At 42.6% G+C, this 18673-nt stretch carries 14 protein-coding genes; 9 read left to right on the plus strand and 5 right to left on the minus strand.

Annotated features, from left to right (window positions below):
- Positions 1-319: 319 nt before the first annotated feature.
- From scyB to AC5JL8_RS06860, 3 genes are read left to right on the plus strand one after another with little or no spacing between them, the layout of a single operon-like run.
- Positions 320-1372 (plus strand): tryptophan dehydrogenase ScyB, encoded by a 1053-nt coding sequence (scyB, locus tag AC5JL8_RS06850; RefSeq protein WP_495879032.1) that lies wholly within the window; start codon positions 320-322, stop codon positions 1370-1372.
- A 35-nt stretch (positions 1373-1407) separates the two neighbouring features.
- Positions 1408-2379 (plus strand): scytonemin biosynthesis cyclase/decarboxylase ScyC, encoded by a 972-nt coding sequence (scyC, locus tag AC5JL8_RS06855; protein ID WP_495879033.1) that lies wholly within the window; start codon positions 1408-1410, stop codon positions 2377-2379.
- Positions 2380-2397: 18 nt separating this feature from the next.
- On the plus strand, positions 2398-3798 hold the full coding sequence (locus AC5JL8_RS06860) for a carotenoid oxygenase family protein (RefSeq protein ID WP_495879034.1): 1401 nt from the start codon (positions 2398-2400) through the stop codon (positions 3796-3798).
- 503 nt (positions 3799-4301) lie between these two features.
- Here AC5JL8_RS06860 and AC5JL8_RS06865 read toward each other — a convergent pair.
- On the minus strand, positions 4302-4640 hold the full coding sequence (locus AC5JL8_RS06865; RefSeq protein WP_495879035.1) for a hypothetical protein: 339 nt from the start codon (positions 4638-4640) through the stop codon (positions 4302-4304).
- A gap of 190 nt (positions 4641-4830) precedes the next feature.
- Between AC5JL8_RS06865 and AC5JL8_RS06870 the strand changes: the two genes are divergently transcribed.
- The gene (locus AC5JL8_RS06870) at positions 4831-5382 is read left to right on the plus strand and encodes a Uma2 family endonuclease (RefSeq protein ID WP_495879036.1); all 552 of its coding nucleotides are present in this window, start codon (positions 4831-4833) and stop codon (positions 5380-5382) included.
- Between the two features lie 128 nt (positions 5383-5510).
- Here AC5JL8_RS06870 and AC5JL8_RS06875 read toward each other — a convergent pair whose 3' ends face one another.
- On the minus strand, positions 5511-5639 hold the full coding sequence (locus AC5JL8_RS06875; RefSeq protein WP_495879037.1) for a hypothetical protein: 129 nt from the start codon (positions 5637-5639) through the stop codon (positions 5511-5513).
- Positions 5640-5780: 141 nt separating this feature from the next.
- On the opposite strand from AC5JL8_RS06875, the gene AC5JL8_RS06880 reads away from it, so the two are divergent.
- The 3 genes from AC5JL8_RS06880 (at position 5781) to AC5JL8_RS06890 (ending at position 8088) form a co-directional block, all read left to right on the plus strand.
- Entirely contained in the window at positions 5781-6002 is a 222-nt protein-coding gene (locus AC5JL8_RS06880; protein ID WP_495879038.1) for a ribbon-helix-helix domain-containing protein, read from the plus strand.
- Positions 6002-6322 (plus strand): type II toxin-antitoxin system RelE/ParE family toxin, encoded by a 321-nt coding sequence (locus AC5JL8_RS06885; RefSeq protein ID WP_495879039.1) that lies wholly within the window; start codon positions 6002-6004, stop codon positions 6320-6322. The genes AC5JL8_RS06880 and AC5JL8_RS06885 overlap by 1 nt, the downstream gene beginning before the upstream one ends.
- Positions 6323-6432: 110 nt before the next feature.
- Complete coding sequence (locus AC5JL8_RS06890) at positions 6433-8088, plus strand: pseudouridine synthase (protein ID WP_495879040.1); 1656 nt, start codon at positions 6433-6435, stop codon at positions 8086-8088.
- Here the strand turns inward: AC5JL8_RS06890 and AC5JL8_RS06895 are convergent.
- Positions 8085-8648: a thiol-disulfide oxidoreductase DCC family protein gene (locus tag AC5JL8_RS06895; protein ID WP_495879041.1), complete on the minus strand. Its 564-nt coding sequence runs from the start codon at positions 8646-8648 to the stop codon at positions 8085-8087. The two genes, AC5JL8_RS06890 and AC5JL8_RS06895, sit on opposite strands and share 4 nt — an antisense overlap.
- 224 nt (positions 8649-8872) lie before the next feature.
- Between AC5JL8_RS06895 and AC5JL8_RS06900 the strand changes: the two genes are divergently transcribed.
- Both AC5JL8_RS06900 and AC5JL8_RS06905 read left to right on the plus strand, forming a co-directional pair.
- Positions 8873-10561 carry an NAD(P)H-quinone oxidoreductase subunit 4 gene (locus AC5JL8_RS06900; RefSeq protein ID WP_495879042.1) on the plus strand — a complete coding sequence of 563 codons (1689 nt, stop codon included), beginning with the start codon at positions 8873-8875 and terminating at the stop codon, positions 10559-10561.
- Between the two features lie 762 nt (positions 10562-11323).
- A complete protein-coding gene (locus tag AC5JL8_RS06905; RefSeq protein WP_495879043.1) occupies positions 11324-16846 on the plus strand; it encodes a trifunctional serine/threonine-protein kinase/ATP-binding protein/sensor histidine kinase in 5523 nt (1840 codons plus the stop codon).
- 110 nt (positions 16847-16956) lie between these two features.
- Here AC5JL8_RS06905 and AC5JL8_RS06910 read toward each other — a convergent pair whose 3' ends face one another.
- Together AC5JL8_RS06910 and AC5JL8_RS06915 are read right to left on the minus strand one after the other, a co-directional pair.
- Complete coding sequence (locus AC5JL8_RS06910; protein ID WP_495879044.1) at positions 16957-17739, minus strand: ABC transporter permease; 783 nt, start codon at positions 17737-17739, stop codon at positions 16957-16959.
- Positions 17736-18659 (minus strand): ABC transporter ATP-binding protein, encoded by a 924-nt coding sequence (locus AC5JL8_RS06915; RefSeq protein WP_495879045.1) that lies wholly within the window; start codon positions 18657-18659, stop codon positions 17736-17738. The genes AC5JL8_RS06910 and AC5JL8_RS06915 overlap by 4 nt, the downstream gene beginning before the upstream one ends.
- Positions 18660-18673 lie beyond the last annotated feature (14 nt).

The following is an 18673-nucleotide window of genomic DNA, read 5'->3' on the forward strand; positions in this document are numbered from 1 at the left end:
CAGTGCGTTGGTGAGGCAGCGACGGGTACGCAGGGGGTTTCCCCCATGAGCGAGAAAGGGTTAAGCGACTTGAAGCAACTGCCGCTCGCGTAGCGTATCCGTAGGATTCACCCGAAGGGCTTCCCGCAGGGTAGGCGCAAAGACGCAAAGAATTTATGTCGAAATTCAAAATTCAATATCTCAACCTCTTCGTCTCTGCGCCTCCGTGTCCACTGAAGTTTGCTCAACGGCGTGAACCCCCGCACCGCAACTTCTCTGTGCGTAAGGCTATTCATACTTTCACTCAGCAACGCCCATATTTTTATTTCATAGAAAATTTATGAAGTTTTTTGAAAGTCTTAAAGCAATGGGTCACGAGCAAGTTCTCTTTTGTCATGACCATGAAACCAATCTCAAAGCAATTATTGCCCTTCATGATACCAGTTTGGGATTAGCTATGGGGGCGACTCGCCTATTGCCTTATGTAAGTGAAGAAGCAGCTTTGCAAGACGTTCTCCGTCTGAGTCGCAGTATGACCTACAAAGCCGCCTGTGCCAATATTCCTGTTGGAGGTGCAAAAGCAGTTATTATTGCTCATCCTGAAGATAAAACCGATGCCATGCTCAAATCTTATGCACGGTTTGTCGAAAGTCTTAAAGGACGATTTGTTACAGGACAAGATGTAAATTTTTCGCCTGAAGATGTGCGAAAAATACGCCAACAAACTAGTTACGTTGTCGGAATTGCAGAAACAGGAGGTGGGCCAACATTAGCAACAGCGATCGGTGTGACTTTAGCCATAAAAGCGGCAGCAGAGTATCGTTGGCAAAGGCAAAATCTCGATGGACTGAGAGTAGCAGTTCAAGGATTAGGAAATGTTGGCAAACATCTCTGTGATTTTCTCTATCAAAATGGGGTCAAACTTTTTGTCAGCGATTTAAATAGAGAAAAATTAGAAGAAGTTGCAGAACTTTATAAAGCAACCATTGTAGAACCTCAAGAAATTTACTCATTGGATGTTGATGTATTTTCTCCTTGTGCTTTAGGTGGAATTCTGAATAGCTCAACTATTCCCCAAATTCAAGCTCCTGTAATTGCTGGTGCTGCCAATAATCAACTGGAAGATGAAGATTTACACAGCCAGATGCTTGAATCTAGAAATATTCTTTATTGTCCAGATTATGTAATTAATGCTGGTGGCTTAATCAACGTTTACAACGAAATGATTGGCTATGATGACGTGAAAGCTTTCAGCCATGTCCATAAAATTTATGATACCCTTCTGGAGATTTTTCATAAAGCTGATTTTGAAGGAATCACCACATATATGGCATCTAAACTTTTAGGAGAAGAGCGCATTCAAAAGCAAAAAACCAACAGCATTTATCACTAAATTAGTTAAACATCAAAACTTCAAGGTATTGAGCAATGGAAAATAATACGTTTGTTACATCCGCCTATATTGCAACTTCACCGGATACAGCTTTTAATTACTTGTGCCGTTTAGAAACTCTCAACGAGTGGACTATTAATTGCCGAATGTTAGAGAAGGTAGATGATAATACTTGGATAGGGTCTTGTGCTGGCTATCAGAGAAATCTTTATTATCATCTTAAAAAGATAGAAAATCCACTATTTTTAGGCATTGAGTGGTACTGTGGATTTTCTCCTGATAACTATTTTCATTGGTATCCCGTTCTGCTGTTTCCTCCAAGCTACTTGGAGCCGGAATCAAATGAAAAAGGAGTTTACTTTCATTGGATTAGCTTTATAGATCCAAAACGGCGGACTCCGATGATTATGCAGGGAATTAAAACAGTACATCTTTGCGAAAGCCGTTCTCTTAAAGCTATTCTGGAGCGCAACGAGGGACTTACAGAAGCGGCTGAAGGGCAATATACAGTTGATAGTGACACAATTTATGTTGATGCTCCTATTGAATTAGCCGTTGAATATTTGGAAGACTTACGGAATATTGGAAATTGGTCACATTTGTTGCGATCGCAGGGCGAAGTTGCTCACCAATCGGGTGAATTCTTAGATGAATATAACCAAACAGTAAAAATCACATTCCGAACTCATAAACTCAACAATTATTATCTCATCGAGCAGGATTACTTCTATCCTGATTACCAATTCCTGCAACGCTGCCCTACCGTACTTATACCCTGTTCATGCGCTTTCAACGATCCGTCTGCTCGTGGATTTATTCTCCACCGCATCGCTTTTTGGAAAGGTGGCAAAGCACCCCGTCACGGCAAACTTCAAATGGAAGATTACGGAGCAGAAAATATGAGCATTAAACGCTTGCTAGAAGCTAAAGCTGGTAATCTTGAAACCTTCGCTCGTGGAATGAGCTATCTTCCACAAGTTGCTGTTGATAGTTGCAATATAAACTAATTTGAGGCGTGTTAAATAATGGTATTAGTAGCAGGTAATCTTTATTTAGAAAAAAACTTTGCCCCTGTAGAGTTGGAAATAACAGCAGATAATCTCTCAGTAATTGGAGAAATACCTCCTGAACTTAACGGGATGTTAATTCGTAACGGCCCTAATCCCTTATTTCCATCTCCAGCTTGGTATCACTGGTTTGATGGGCACGGTATGTTACACGGTGTCCAGATTAGCAATGGCAAAGCCAAGTATCATAACCGCTACATCCAAACACAGGGGTGGAAAACTGAAAAAGATGCTGGACGTGCAATTTGGTCAGGTTTTTTAACACCACCTCAGCCAGAAAGTCCTAATGCTCCTCCGATTAATACTGCTAATACAGCCGTTGTTTGGCACGCCAATCGCTTGTTGGCTCTTTGGGAAGGCGGAGAACCTTACCAAATCCAAGTACCTGAACTCACAACAGTCGGTTCTTATACTTATGGGGGTGAGTTGCAAAGCGCTTTCACTGCTCATCCCAAAGTCGATTGTGCCACTGGCGAAATGATGTTTTTTGGCTACTCTTGGGTAAATTTACCTCACTTGCAATACAGCGTTGTTTCCCCGCAAGGCAAGCTGTTGCGGACAGTACCAATTGACTTACCAGTGGGGGTGATGATGCACGATTTTGCCATCACCGCCAACTACACAATCTTTATGAATCTGCCCTTGACATTCCGTTTGGAACGCGCACAACAGGGAAAACCACCTTTACTTTTTGAAAAAGATATTCCTAGTCGCTTTGGTATTCTGCCACGTCATGGAGATAATAGCAGCATTCGCTGGTTTGAAGCACCTGCGTGTTATGTCGCTCATACTCTCAATGCTTATGAGGACGGAGATGAAGTAGTACTTATCGCTTGTCGAATGCCAACTACCACTATGCTTGGTCTTGCAGGAAGACCACAAGATAATCACAGTGATATTTCCTTTCTATATAAGTGGCGGTTCAACCTGAAGACAGGTGCGGTAATTGAAGAACCTTTAGATGATATTCCTTCAGAATTTCCGCGTGTGAACGACCAACAACTGGGACACAAGACTAGATACGGTTACAGTTCACGAATGATACCTAATTCCGTACCTCTGTTCGATGGCGTAATTAAGTATGATTTTGCTAATGGTAGCTCTCAAACTCATGTATTAGGAAAAGGACGTTATGGCGGTGAGGGGGTGTTTGTACCTCGACCAAATGCAATTGATGAGGATGACGGTTGGCTGCTAACTTTTGTCTACGATGAAGTGGCGAACATTTCGGAACTGCTTGTATTAAATGCTAAAGACATCACGGCTGAACCTGTCGCTCGCATCATGATTCCCCAACGTGTTCCTTACGGGTTCCACGGTACTTGGATTGATCAGACAAATTTTGCAAGTTCTGTCTGATAATGTCCGGCAAATCCTGATTGTTGACGGTATCTGGAAAACTTCTCTTTTTGTAGGAGCTACGGTGTACACACAAATCTTATAAACTTGCCCCACAACCTTTTGATCCCCCCTAACCCCCCTTTTTAAGGGGGGAAAACTTTCTCAAGTCCCCTTTTTAAAGGGAATAATCGCGTAAATTTCTTAAAAGTCCCCCTTTTTAAGGGGGATTGAGGGGGATCAGATAATATTGTCCGCCCAGCATAGAGATGTGTGTACACCATAACCTTAAAAAGCGGGAAAAAGTTTTTATCAAGGTGAATACAATTGGGAGCATCCCACTTTTTTTGCATGTCATTGCGAGCGAAACGGAGTGAAGCGAAGCAAGCGCAAAATCTCCTCCTCAGAGTAAGTCCATGCGATTGCTTCGTCGTTCCTCCTCTCTACGAGACGCTACGCGAACGCAATGACCGTTATCCTCTCATTGCAAAATAAAAACTGGGATGCACCCATACAATTTGTGTTCATTCGAGCTTTTTACTCGAAAGACCGAGCTTTGAACTCGAAACGCCGTGCTTTTTACTCGAAAGACCGAGCTTTGAACTCGTAACGCCGTGCTTTTTACTCGAAAGACCGAGCTTTGAACTCGTAACGCCGAGCTTTTTACTCGAAAGACCGAGCTTTGAACTCGTAACGCCGAGTTTTTTACTCGAAAGACCGTGCTTTTTACTCGAAGCACCGAGCTTGGAACTCGAAACGCCGTACTTGGAACTCGGAACACCGAGCTTGAAACTCGGAATGTCGTGCTTGGAACTCGGAACTTCAAGATTAGTCGTAAAGGCACAGCAATAGACTTCTTGCATAAGTCTATGTTTTCTATATAAAACCACAGATAAACACAGATGAACACCGATAAATATCGGTGTTCATCTGTGGTTCCTTTTAGAATTATTCGGATTTTGCCAGAAGTCTACTGAACTGTGTTGCAGTATGAGCGATTATTTAAGATACGATGTGAAATGAGATGATCAGAGCAATAAAAAAGCGATCGCTATGGTTGTAACTCCAGCCAAGTGGACAACAAATGAATATCATCGCATGATTGCAGCAGGCATCTTGGATGATCGGTGTGTGGAATTACTAAGAGGAGAAATTGTAGAGATGTCACCGGAAGGCGAACCCCACGCCTATTTTAGTAGTGAAGCCGGGGAATATCTCACTCGGTTATTGGGCGATCGCGCTATGATTCGTCAATGTAAACCAATTAGACTGACTAAAAACTCGGAAGCCCAGCCAGATATCGCCATTGTGCAACGCTTGGGTCGTCATTACCTCAATCGTCATCCTTATCCTGAAAATATCTTCTGGCTGATTGAATACTCAGATTCCAGCTTAGATAAAGATTTGGAAATTAAAAGTACAGTCTATGCTGAAGCTGAAATCCCTGAATATTGGGTAGTTAACCTCAAAAAAATGCAGCTTGTAGTATTTCGAGACCCCCAAGATGGTGAATACGCTTCCAAGTTCACGTTAACAGGTGGAACAATTTACCCAATCGGGTTTCCAGATATATCTGTGGCGCTAGATTTCATTGTCAGTGCTTAGGAATTCAAGAGACTGGTATGCATCCCAAAAAGATGAAGGGGTTGCGGACTTCATAACTGAGCATAGTCCATTGGTTTCGCACCTCCCTCCGCAATTTCTCGTTTAGCACTTTGAGCAGCTAGCTGCAATTAGTTGTTGTTGAGTGTTCTTGAATCACTTGTCCCTTGAAGTTCGTCTTGTAAATCTTCAAGGTACTCCCGGAGATGTTCTACAACTTCCTCGTTGCTACCTAAAAAATCAGCATACTCTTTCAGCACTTTTTCGATAATCTCTCTGTACTGAGCCTTTAGTCAATCCATATTAGAATATTAATCAAGATTAAACGGGAGCATCCCAACCGAACTATTTTGAATTTTGGCTTGCTTATGACTAGTATAAATATTTTCTTGTCTGACTCAATGAAAATCTTTGTTGAGGAACAAGTTACAAAAGGCGGCTATGCTTCAATAAGCGAATATCTTTTAGAGTTAATTAATCAAGACCAACAGCGCCAAGCTAAAGAAAATATAGAGGAACTTTTAATTGAAGGACTTGAGAGTGGAGAAGCCATAGAAGTTACTGATGAATGGTGGGAACAAAAACGTATACGCCTGATGAACAAGCCGCTTCAGGAACAATAATGACAAAGCGGATAATTATCACACCTAAAGCCAGTTTAGATATAGATGAGCATTTTGCTTACATTGCCCAAGAAAACCCTGATGCTGCACTCAAATTTTTTGATGCAATTAGAGAGACTTTTGCACAGTTAGCAAAAATGCCTGGAATGGGTAGATTGTATAAAGTGCAGAATCCCCGTTTACAAGGTCTACGTAAGTGGGCTGTTAAGGATTTTAAAAAGTATCTAATTTTTTACTTTAAACAAGACGAAAATATCCAAATTTTGCGAATTCTCTATGCTGGAAGAGATATTGAGAGAATTTTGGAACAAGAACTATAGTGTGTAGGCAACGGCTTTTTTAGTAAGTGAATGTGATCGCATAGTCTACAGCAAAGGCGATCGCACATCCCCCATAAACACGATCGCTCAGGCTTGATATCATACCTTGTATGATGTGTCTCCATCCGCTTTTAGATTTTATTGACGGGAATTTTGCACTCAGCAACGCATCCCCAAGCTATTATTATGAAGGGCGTTGTCCTCAAAGTGGTCATTTACTAAGGCTACCTCGCACTCCTTTAGTAGAAGCGATCGCACTGAGTTTAATGCAACAACTTGCCACCGATAACCTTTATTCTCTTGAAGGCAAGATGTATGGAGTATTGTTAGTTGAATTACCTAATAGTGAACAACGAATACTCAAAGCTTTCTCCGGGTTGCTGAATGGTTGTAGTGTAGTTGAAGGTTGGGTTCCACCGATTCCGGGGCGAGAGGAAGTTGCCTTAGAGGAAGCCCAGACTTTGGCTGAATTGGAGGCTATCAAGCAGGAATTAATTCATCTCAAGCAACTCCCACAAAGGCAGGATTACGAAACCCTATCTCGTGAGTTTGAACAGCAGTTGCAAGCAATGAGCGATCGCCATCGTGATTGCAAACATCAACGCCAGCAAAAACGTCAGCAACTCTATGAAACACTCGCAGGAGAAGCACTCACTATTGCCCTTGAACAACTTGATGAAGAAAGCCGTCAGCAGGGAATTGAGCGCCGACAACTCAAACGCCAACAAAATGAAGTCTTACAACCGCTTCAGCAATTAATTGCAGCAGCAGATACGCGAATAGGGCAACTTAAACAACAGCGTAAACTACTTTCTCGCCAACTCCAGGCGCAGATGCACGCGGCTTACACTGTAATGAATTTTTTCGGACAATCGCGATCGCTACAGCAGTTAATGCCGAGAGGCTTACCTACTGGCACAGGTGACTGTTGCGCCCCCAAGCTACTGCACTATGCAGCAACAAATAATCTCAAACCATTGGCAATGGCAGAGTTTTGGTGGGGATCTTCCGCCGCCGATCAAGACAAAATTCCGGGTAAATTTTACGGTGCTTGTGCAGAACGCTGTCAGCCATTGATGGGTTTTTTACTGTCAGGATTAAGTAACTCCCCAACCTCCCCTTCTAGGGAAGAGGTCACCTTACCAATTATTTACAAAGACGAATGGTTGATTGTCGTCAACAAACCCGCAGGATTATTATCAGTTCCCGGCCGTTATTTTGATAGCCAAGACAGCGTTCTGGGTCGTTTGCGTAATTTGTTTACAGACGGTATCTTACTCAATGCCGTGCATCGACTCGATCAAGACACCTCCGGTATTCTGGTGCTGGCACGCGATCGCCAAACTCATCGCCAACTGAGTATCCAATTTCAGCAACAGCAAGTTCACAAAGTTTATGAAGCCCTACTTTCCGGGATTGTAAGCACAGACCGAGGTGTAATTGAATTGCCACTGTGGGGAAATCCTGATAATCGCCCCTATCAGCAAGTTGATTGGCAGCGCGGTAAACCCAGCATCACGCATTTTCAAGCAATAGCTAGAGAAGGAAACTATACTCGTGTTGAGTTTAAGCCGCTAACAGGGCGTACCCATCAGTTAAGAGTTCATGCTGCTGATTCGCAAGGGCTAGGTAAACCGATTTTGGGCGATCGCCTTTATGGTTGTGGCGCAGTTACCAAGCGCTTATATTTGCACGCTAGGCAACTTTGCTTCCAGCATCCGCAATTGGGAGATCCCCTGCAACTACAAGTAACAACGCCATTTTAATCTATCCGACAACGCCCCTCGGTATTACAGGCCAGTCGTTCTTGGCGTTGGGCTAGAACAGTAGTTAAATTCGGTCTACCTGTGATGGCGAGTCGCCAGTTTGCCCAAATTCCATAAAGAAAATCTGCGATCGCGCCAACCAGAGGTAACTGAGTTATGGCATAAACCCAACCCATCCCCAAGATTTTATAAACACGGCGAAAGACCTCAACATTTTGTACAACTGTCCCATCTGGTAACACAGCATGGATACGCCCCATTGCTGTTTCAAAGTCAACTCCGCCATTGGCTTCTGGATTATAGTCATCGTCTGCAATGTCTACAAACGACACTAACCCCCGACCCGCATCCCGTTTTTGCAAAAAGTTGACTTCGCGCATACATAAAGGACATTCACCGTCATACAGCAGCTTAATTTTCCATGAAGGTGTAGTAGATGGAGGCTGAGTCAGCACTTCATTAGAACTGTAGGATTGAGAATTTGTTGAAGACGGTGTAGTAGATGGAGGCTGAGTCAGCACTTCATTAGAACTGTAGGATTGAGAATTTGTTGAAGACATAGGTGATTTTAATCAAGGTATTGGTATTTATATATAAATATTTTAAGAAATATAAATAAATGTTTCAACTTAACTGAAATATAGTTGCATTTTTATGTGTACTTTTGCAACAACTCATAGGGTAGAAATTTCTCTATGCCTAATGAAGTAAATATTTATTCACAATTGTTTACAAGCTCTAGTAGAATGACTTTATTCACAGATAAGTATTTTTTCTCATTGACATGATAGCGGATCGATTTCCCTGGCTTACCGCGATTGTCCTACTACCACTGGTTGCTTCCCTGCTTATCCCTGTGCTGCCTGATAAAGATGGCAAGCGCGTGCGGTGGTATGCTCTAGGCGTAGGTATCGCAGACTTTTTCTTGATGTGCTACACCTTTTGGAAGCATTACGATGCAAGCAGTGCTAGTTTTCAACTCGTGGAGAATTATGCCTGGGTGCCTCAGTTGGGTTTGAACTGGGCATTATCGGTTGATGGACTGTCAGTCCCGCTTGTGTTGCTAGCAGGATTTGTGACCACACTCTCGATGTTTTCGGCATGGCAAGTTGATCGTAGACCCCGCCTGTTTTACTTTCTCATGCTCGTGCTGTATTCCGCACAGGTAGGGGTGTTCGTCGCCCAAGACTTGCTGCTATTTTTCATCATGTGGGAAGTCGAGCTGATTCCTGTCTACTTACTCGTTTGCATTTGGGGCGGGCAAAAGCGTCGCTATGCAGCAACAAAATTTTTGCTATATACAGCAGCCGCTTCTATATTTATTTTGATCGCAGGACTGGCAATGGCGCTTTATGGTGGCGGCTCCATAACCTTTGATATGACCGCCCTGGGCATGAAAGATTACCCGCTTGGTTTAGAACTGCTGCTTTATGCGGGATTGCTAATTGCATTTGGCGTTAAGCTCGCTGTTTTCCCCATGCACACTTGGTTGCCTGATGCCCACGGTGAAGCATCTGCTCCCGTGTCGATGATTTTGGCAGGCGTGCTGTTGAAAATGGGCGGCTACGGGCTGATACGTCTAAATCTTGAGCTTCTACCCAATGCACACATATATTTTGCGCCTATTTTAGCGATTCTGGGCGTTGTTAACATTATCTATGGCGCGTTAAACTCCTTTGCCCAGTCCAATATGAAGCGTCGCCTAGCGTATTCGTCGATTTCCCACATGGGGTTTGTATTGCTGGGTATTGCCTCCTTCACCGATTTGGGAATCAACGGCGCGATGTTACAGATGATTTCCCACGGTTTAATTGCATCGGTGCTTTTCTTCTTGGCAGGGGTGACTTATGACCGCACCCACACCATGGCAATGGAAAATATGGGTGGTATTGGTCAAGCCATGCCCAAAGTCTTTGCTCTGTTTACAATCGGTTCGATGGCTTCTTTGGCTCTCCCCGGTATGAGCGGCTTTGCTGGCGAACTCTCGGTTTTCCTGGGTTTGACAACCAGCGATGTCTACAGTTCGACCTTCTGCACCGTAACAGTTTTCCTGGCGGCCGTAGGAGTTATTCTCACACCGATTTATCTGCTATCCATGCTGCGGCAAGTATTTTACGGCTCAGGTGCAGAACTTACTTGCAACCTTACAGATGCAGGCTTGCAGAATCAGGAAGATGAAGAAGCGGTTTGTTTTGGTACAGATTGCGTTGTGCCTACCGAGGCAGTATATAGAGATGCCAGTCCGCGTGAAGTGTTTATCGCTGCCTGCTTTTTGGTGCTGATTATCGGTATTGGGTTTTACCCTAAGATGCTTATGCAGATGTACGATGTCAAGACTGTCGCGGTAAATGCTCAGGTTCGCCAATCATACACTGTAATTTCGCAAGCGAATCCTCGGATTTATGCTAATGGGTTCTTAGCTCCTAAATTTGCAGAGGCTGAGGTAGTACCTGTTATGGCAACCATGAAGTAAGCTTTTCGTCCTCTATTATCTGTTGAAAATTAAGCGATCGCTCTTCACTTGCAAGGGCGATCGTTTTTTAACTGGCTCTCAATATCAGCATCATGCTTGCTTGACCAAGGAAGCAGTAAAATGTTGCGCGACCTGAGAAACCAATTTCGCCAGCCATAACTTTTACAACTAAATTGAGGTGAATAGTTATGTCTCAGTAATACTCAAATAGCGAAATTAAGTTTTGCATCAGCATTTGTCGTAAATCTGAACGTGTTTCTAAGTTTTGTTTTAATATTTGCGGCTATCACTGAAGTCTTTGCAGCAAATACCTAAAAATTTGTGGCTTTCACGTAAACAATAGCGATCGCTTTTAATCTTAGTTTCTTGTAGAGCGATCGCATCCTACACATACCAATCCTTATCCCCAAAGGGGGCCCCAAGTTCCTCAATCCCCAATTCACTTTATCTAAATTTTTATCTTTATCTGTATTTTCCCTTAATTTTTTTCCAAAATTGAATCTGATTCCTACATTAACGATAACTATAATTTGTTACTTGGACAAAAGCGACTAACATAACTTTTTATAGTTTTCATGAATCCTCTAAATTAACCAATGAACTTGGGAATATTAAGTTAATAGGAGGACATTAGGGTTACAATCGCCATTCCTGAAGCTACCGCTAGGAAAAGCAATCCCCAATTCGGCAGTAAACTTGCAGTTAAAAATCTGTTTTATTTCCTTTTAATGTGTCATTTACGACAGTAAAACGAGAAAAATTATGACTACTCTTTTAGAATACAAAGTTATAGAAACAGTTTATGAAGATTCGAGAACCGTTATATATCGAGCTTTAGGAGAAAAAGCTACGAAACCAGTTATTCTCAAAACGCTCCGTGCTGAGTGTCCCACCTTAGAAGAAATTACGCAACTCCGGCACGAATACGATATCTCAAAAAAGCTAAAAATAGCTGGAATCGTTCAACCTTACGGGCTGGAAAACTATCGCAACAGTCTTGTTATAGTCTGGGAAGATTTTGGCGGTCAGTCTCTCAAACAATTTATTGATCACAACCCTATCGATATTGTTACCTTTCTCAAAATTGCCATTCAACTAGCAAAGACTCTGTTCGATTTGCACGAAAATCAGATTATCCATAAAGATATTAAAAGCCAAAATATTATTATCAATCCAGAAACTTTACAAGTCAAAATTACTGACTTTAGTATTGCTTCGCGTTTATCAAAAGAAAATCCCAACTTCAGCAATCCTAACTTTATACAAGGGACGCTTGCCTATATGTCCCCGGAACAAACTGGGCGCATGAATCGTTCCATTGACTATCGTACTGACTTTTATTCCTTAGGAGTCACTTTTTATGAAATCCTCACAGGTAAGCTACCTTTTTCAACGAATGACCCAATGGAGTTAGTTCACTGTCATATTGCCAAACAACCGTTACCCCCTAGCGAACTCAATCCTCAAATTCCTGTAAGTATTTCTAACATCACCCTGAAGTTGTTGGCAAAGACAGCAGAAGATAGATACCAAAGCGCTCTCGGTCTGCAAGCTGATTTAGAAACTTGTCTCATCCAGCTTCAGGTTACAGGCAAAATAGAAAACTTCATTTTGGGCGAACAAGACCGTTGCGGTCAACTACAAATTCCGCAAAAACTTTACGGTCGTGAAGCCGAAGTTGCTACGCTTATTGAGGCTTTCGTTCGCGTTGCAACTGTGTCAGAGAAACCAGCCAGTTCCGGCTCGACGGAAATGATGCTGGTGGCGGGTTATTCCGGGATTGGTAAGTCCGCTTTAGTCAACGAAGTTCACAAACCGATTGTGAAAGCACGCGGTTATTTTATTGCAGGTAAGTTCGATCAGTTTAAACGAAATATTCCCTATAGTGCTGTTGTTAACGCGTTTCAAGATTTGATTCGCCAGTTGCTCACAGAAACTCAAGAAAGTATAGCTGTTTGGAAACAAAAACTTTTAGAGGCTTTGGGTGATAACGGTCAGGCGATTGTTGAAGTCATTCCTGAAGTAGAACTCATTATCGGTGAACAACCCAACATTCCGCAATTAGGGCCAGCCGAATCTCAAAATCGCTTCAATCGAGTCTTTCAAAATTTTATTCAAGTCTTCGCTCAACCCGAACATCCGCTGGTTTTGTTTTTAGATGACTTGCAGTGGTCAGATTCAGCGTCCCTAAAATTAATTGAACTGATGATGACAGACCCCGATAGCAAACATCTGTTGCTAATCGGAGCTTATCGAGATAACGAAGTCAGCGCTACCCATCCTTTAATGCTGACCTTGGAGGAAATTAAAAAAACGGGTGCAACTGTTAACGCGATCGCCTTACAAGCTTTAGAACTTTCTCACGTCTGTCAAATAGTAGCTGATACCCTCAAAGAAAGCGAAAAATCACAATCTCTTGCCGAACTACTATTCAATAAAACTCAAGGTAATCCTTTCTTCCTGACTCAGTTGCTCCAAACCCTGCACCAAGACAAGCTCTTAACTTTTGACTTTAAATCTAACGCTTGGCAATGGGACATCGCTAAAATTCAAGCCGTTGACATCACCGATTATAATGTTGTCGAACTCGTTGCCAGAAATATTCAAAAACTGCCGCCCACAACGCAGCAAGTTCTTAAATTAGCCGCTTGTATTGGTAACTCTTTTAATTTAGACGTTCTGGCAATTGTACACGAGAAATGTCAGTCAAAAACGGCTACAGAACTTTGGAGCGCTCTGCAATCAGGTTTAATTTTACCCCTCAGCAATGCTTATAAAATTCCTTTAGCAACCGATGATGAGTCACAAACTCTTGATGACTTTGAACAGCTAACCACAGACTGGGAAGCAGTAATCATTTCCTATAAATTTTTACACGACCGAGTGCAGCAAGCAGCTTATTCCCTGATTCCTGAGGATCAGAAAAAAGAAACTCACCTCAAAATTGGTCAACTGCTGCTAAAAAATACCCCTCCCGAAAAAATTGAAGAAAGTATATTTGACATCGTTAATCAACTCAATATTGGGGTGGAACTGATTAGCGAACGCACCCAAAAAGACGATCTAGCTCGCCTAAATCTCATTGCAGGCCGCAAAGCTAAGGCCGCAACAGCTTACGAACCAGCAGTTAGATACTTAACGGTTGGATTGGGACTGCTAGCACCTAAGTGTTGGCAAACTCATTACGACTTAACGCTTAACCTCCACGTAGAAGCAGCAGAAGCAGAGTACTTAAACACCAACTTCGAGCGGTCAGCCGCCTTAACTGAAGCCACATTGCAGCATACAACTAACCTACTCGATAAAGTGAAGGTGTACGAGCTGCAAATCCAGTTTTATTTTGCTCAAAGCCAAATGAGCGCAGCGATGGATACGGGGCTTTCTGTACTTGAAATGCTGGGAGTTTCGTTAGAATCCACCAATAATGAGGTGGATTGGGTAGTTGAGTTACCTCAAATTGAGGACTTAGACAACCTTCCCGTCATGAGCGATCCTCACAAACTAGCAATTTTACGGCTCCTGATCAATGTATCGGCTAGTTCTACCTTTGCCAGACCTGAGATATTGCCACTTATTATATTGACTCAGATTAATTTCTGTATTAACCAGGGTTATTCAGGGCTAGCAGCTTTTGCCTATGCTTTGTATGGGATGCTTTTGTGTACGATCAAAGGGGACACAGAAACGGGATATCTTTCGGGTCAATTAGCATTAGAACTGTTAGAGAAGTTTAATGCTAGAGAACTCAAATGCAAGATATATAACCTCTTCAATCTCTTTATCCGTCCTTGGAAAGAGCATGTTAAAACAACTCTCAAACCATTTATAGAAGGAGCGCACAGCGGTCTAGAAACAGGTGATATCGAGTTTGCTAGCTATTGTACAATTAACTATTGCTCCCATTTATTCTTGGCAGGAGAGCAACTAGCAAAGGTTGAGCAGCAACAAACACAGTACTTCGATTTATTGCTAAAGCTGAAGCAAGAATACTCGATTAACTACGTTAAAATTTGGCAACAGCTTACCTTAAATCTATTAGGGAAGTCTGAGAATAAATATCAACTAATTGGCGAAAGTTTTGATGAATTGCAAAGCTTGCCTACTTTTTTAGCAGCAAAAAATCCTATTTTGCTGTTTCTCACCTACAATGCCAAAGTAATTTTACTGTATCTCTTTAAAGACTGTGCCCAAGCAGTCGCAAACGCGAAATTGGCGGCAGACTATATTACGCCTGTTGGCGGGTGGGTGATAGTTTTTGGTAACTATACCTTTTTCTATTCCTTGGCTCTTCTCGGTTTGTATTCTCAAGCGAAAACTAGCGAAAAACAACAGTACCTAGCTGTAGTTGAAGAACATCAGCAAAAGATGCAGCAATGGGCCTTTCGCGCTCCCTGCAACTTCCAGCACAAGTACGAACTTGTAGAAGCTGAAAAAGCGCGAGTTTTAGGACAAGTCGTTGCAGCGATGGAGCTTTATGATCGCGCGATCGCCAAAGCCAAGGAGCAAGGTTACATTCAAGATGAAGCGATCGCTAACGAACTAGCAGCAGAGTTTTACTTTTCGCTTGGTCGAGAGAAAGTAGCTCAAACTTATTTAATTGAAGCTTACTATGCCTATATTCGTTGGGGAGCAACAGCAAAATTCAAAGATTTAGAATCAAGTTATCCAGCAATTTTCTCCAAAATTCATAAACGAGACAATTCCGAGATTGAGTTAACTCAGACGACAACCTCGACTAGTGGAATTGCATCAAAAACCCTGGATTTCACTACTTTTATCAAAGCATCGCAAGCCCTAACGGGTGAAATCGTTCTTAGTCGCTTGCTAGAAAAGTTACTAAAAATCGTCATGGAAAATGCAGGCGCTCAAACGAGTTACCTGATTTTAGAGAAAGAAGGAAAGTTAGCAATCGAGGCTAAGGGTTCCGTCGAACAAAATGAATTCACTTTATGTTCGTCTATTCCTTTAGAAAACACAGCGTATTACCTTCCCCTTTCTTTAATTAATTACGTGGCACGAACTAAGGAAAACATTGTTTTAAATCATGCTGTTCAAGAAGGAAGATTTACTCAAGACCCTTATATTGCCAAAACCAGGCCAAAGTCTATTCTGTGCATTCCCCTAATTAATCAAGGTAAATTAATTGGTATTCTTTACCTAGAAAACAATCTTACCATTGATGCCTTTACTCCCCAAAGGCTTGAAGTTTTAGGGCTACTTTCTTCTCAAATGGCAATCTCTCTTCAAAATGCTTTACTGTATGCCAATTTAGAATCAACTAACGGAAAACTCAAAGAAGCAAAAGACAGCTTAGAAGATTACAGCAGAAATCTAGAACAAAAAGTCGAGTCAAGAACACTGGAACTTAAGGACAAAAACCAGCATTTGCAACAAGCTTTGCAACAATTACAGCAAACCCAAGCTCAACTAATTCAAACAGAAAAAATGTCAAGTTTGGGGCAACTAGTAGCTGGCGTAGCTCACGAAATTAACAATCCAGTTAACTTCATTAATGGCAACCTCGTTCATACAAGTAACTATCTTCAAGATTTGCTAGAACTGGTGCAGGACTACGAACAATACTATCCCGATCCCGTACCAGAAATTAGAGATCGGCAAGAAAATATGGATTTAGAATTCTTGAAAGAAGATCTCCCAAAAATTTTAGAATCAATGAAAATGGGAGCCAATCGCATCCGCGAGATTGTTCTGTCGCTGCGTAACTTCTCTCGCTTGGATGAAGCGGAGATGAAACAAGTGGATATTCATGAAGGCATTGACAGTACCTTGCTAATTTTGCAGCATCGGTTAAAAGAAAAGGCAGGACGACCGAGAATTGAAGTCTATAAAGACTATATTCAACTCCCAGAGGTTGAGTGCTATGCTGGGCAACTCAATCAAGTTTTTATCAATATTCTGACAAACGCGATTGATGCTATCGAACAAGAATATGGAGATGGCCATTTGCCATGTCAAGAGCAAGAGAATGGAATAACTTCCCACACGGCAAACTTGCCAGCCATTCATATTCGTACCGAACGGCTAGATTTTGACCGCGTGGCGATCCAAATTACAGACAATGGCCTTGGTATGACCGAAGAAGTACGTCGCCGAGTGTTCGATCCTTTCTTTACAACTAAACCAATTGGTTCTGGTACTGGTCTAGGATTGTCGATTTGCTACCAAACGATTGTTGAAAAACATCGGGGTCAACTGAAGTGCAACTCTACACCCGGACAAGGAACTGAATTCATTATTGAGATTCCCATCAAGCAGCACAAGTAAGTAGAAGCAGGGGAATGGGGAATGGGGACTGGGCATTGGGCATTGGGGACAAGGAGAAGCAGAGAATTCCTTACTCAGCCCTCAGCACTTTTTCCCAATCCCCCTTCCCTTCACCGGAATAGCTGAGGGTAAATTTGTCTCCAAGCGAGCCACATACAGCCACCCATTAACAGCAACAACCACATCAGCGCCGCTAACCACCACTCTGGTACATTCAGCGGCCAACGTAGTAAATCGACAAAAGCCGACAAGGGTAATACATTCGCTACTTTTTGGAGTATGGGGGGAAGTGTTTCACGAGGAAAGTAAGTGCCACAGATTGTAAACATGGGCACGATCAATAAAAAAATAGGTACGTTTAATTGGTCTACCGTTCGGACAATTCCTGCCGCCAGCAGTCCCATTGCAGCAAACAGAAGACAGCCTAGACAAATTAGGGGTAAAGACAAAAGCAGGTTCCAACCGGAATATAACCCCCAGAAACCTACTACGATCGCAGTTGCTAGGCCCGCTATCAAACCACGAGTTGCTGCCCAAAGCCACTCTCCCAAAAACACCTCAGCAAATGTTAGCGGTGCTGTCAACAATGCTTGCCAAGTTCTTTGAAATTTCAAACGGATGAAGCTTCCGTAGGCTCCTTCAAAAAAGGACTGATTGAGGACTCCGATCGCAATTGTTCCTGGAGCAATAAACTCTAGATAACTAATATTTCGTCCGCCATAAGTTATTTCTCCCACTAAAGGAGTTAAGCCATAACCAAAAGCTACCAGATAAATTAAGGGTTCTAAGATTGGCGGCAGCAAGTTAACTAGCCAAGTATGTTGGTACACCTTAGCATTACGACGCCAGACTGAATAGATGCCCCAAACGGTAATACTTGAATTAAACTTCATTCTAATGACGTACCAGTGAGTCGTAAGAAAACATCTTCTAAATTAGCCCGTCGCCTAGTCAGGCTTGTTGGTTGCGTAGCGATAAGTTGTTCCCATAAAGGATTGGGGTTGTTTGCGGGTAAAGCTAACAAATAACTGCTACCAAACGGGCGATACCAAGCTCCTGCTTGTACCGCTAGCTGTTGCAAAATAGATTCTGCAACGCCTTCGATTTCAACCATTTCTTGACCGACAATGCGCTCGATCAATTCTGTTGGAGTACCTTGGTCGATTGCTTTTCCTTGTTGAAGTAATAATAGGCGATCGCACAATCGTTGTGCTTCATCCATATAGTGAGTTGTGAGTAACACTCCACAGCCATCTTGTTTGAGTTGACTGACCAATTTCCAAAAATCTTGTCTGGCATCTGGATCTAAACCCGTTGTTGGCTCATCCAAAAACACAACTTGGGGATGGTTAACTAAGGCACGTGCTAAGACTACCCGCCGCTTCAGTCCACCAGAAAGCTCATCTAGACGATGCTTGGCATAATTTTGCAATCCCACTCGGTCTAGTAATTCCCCAACTCGGTGTCGTGCGGCTTTACCAACTAGGCGATAGTGATGGGCAAAATGAATGAGATTCTGAAAAACTGTGAACTCCGGATCTAAGTTATCATCTTGAGTGACAATTCCCATAAAAGTACGGGCTTGCCGACCTTGACGATGCACGTGCCAACAGCCTAACTGTACAAATCCCCGACTGGGAATAACTGCTCCGTAAAGCATTCCTACCGTTGTGGTTTTTCCCGCTCCATTCGGCCCTAAAAGACCGAGAATTTCTCCGGGATTGAGGGTAAAACTCACATTTTCAACAACTGGACGATCTCCATAGAATTTCCATAAATCGCCAGCCACTAATGCCATTGATTCGACTCTCATCTAAATGCTGCTTG

Source organism: Mojavia sp. (genome assembly GCF_059505145.1).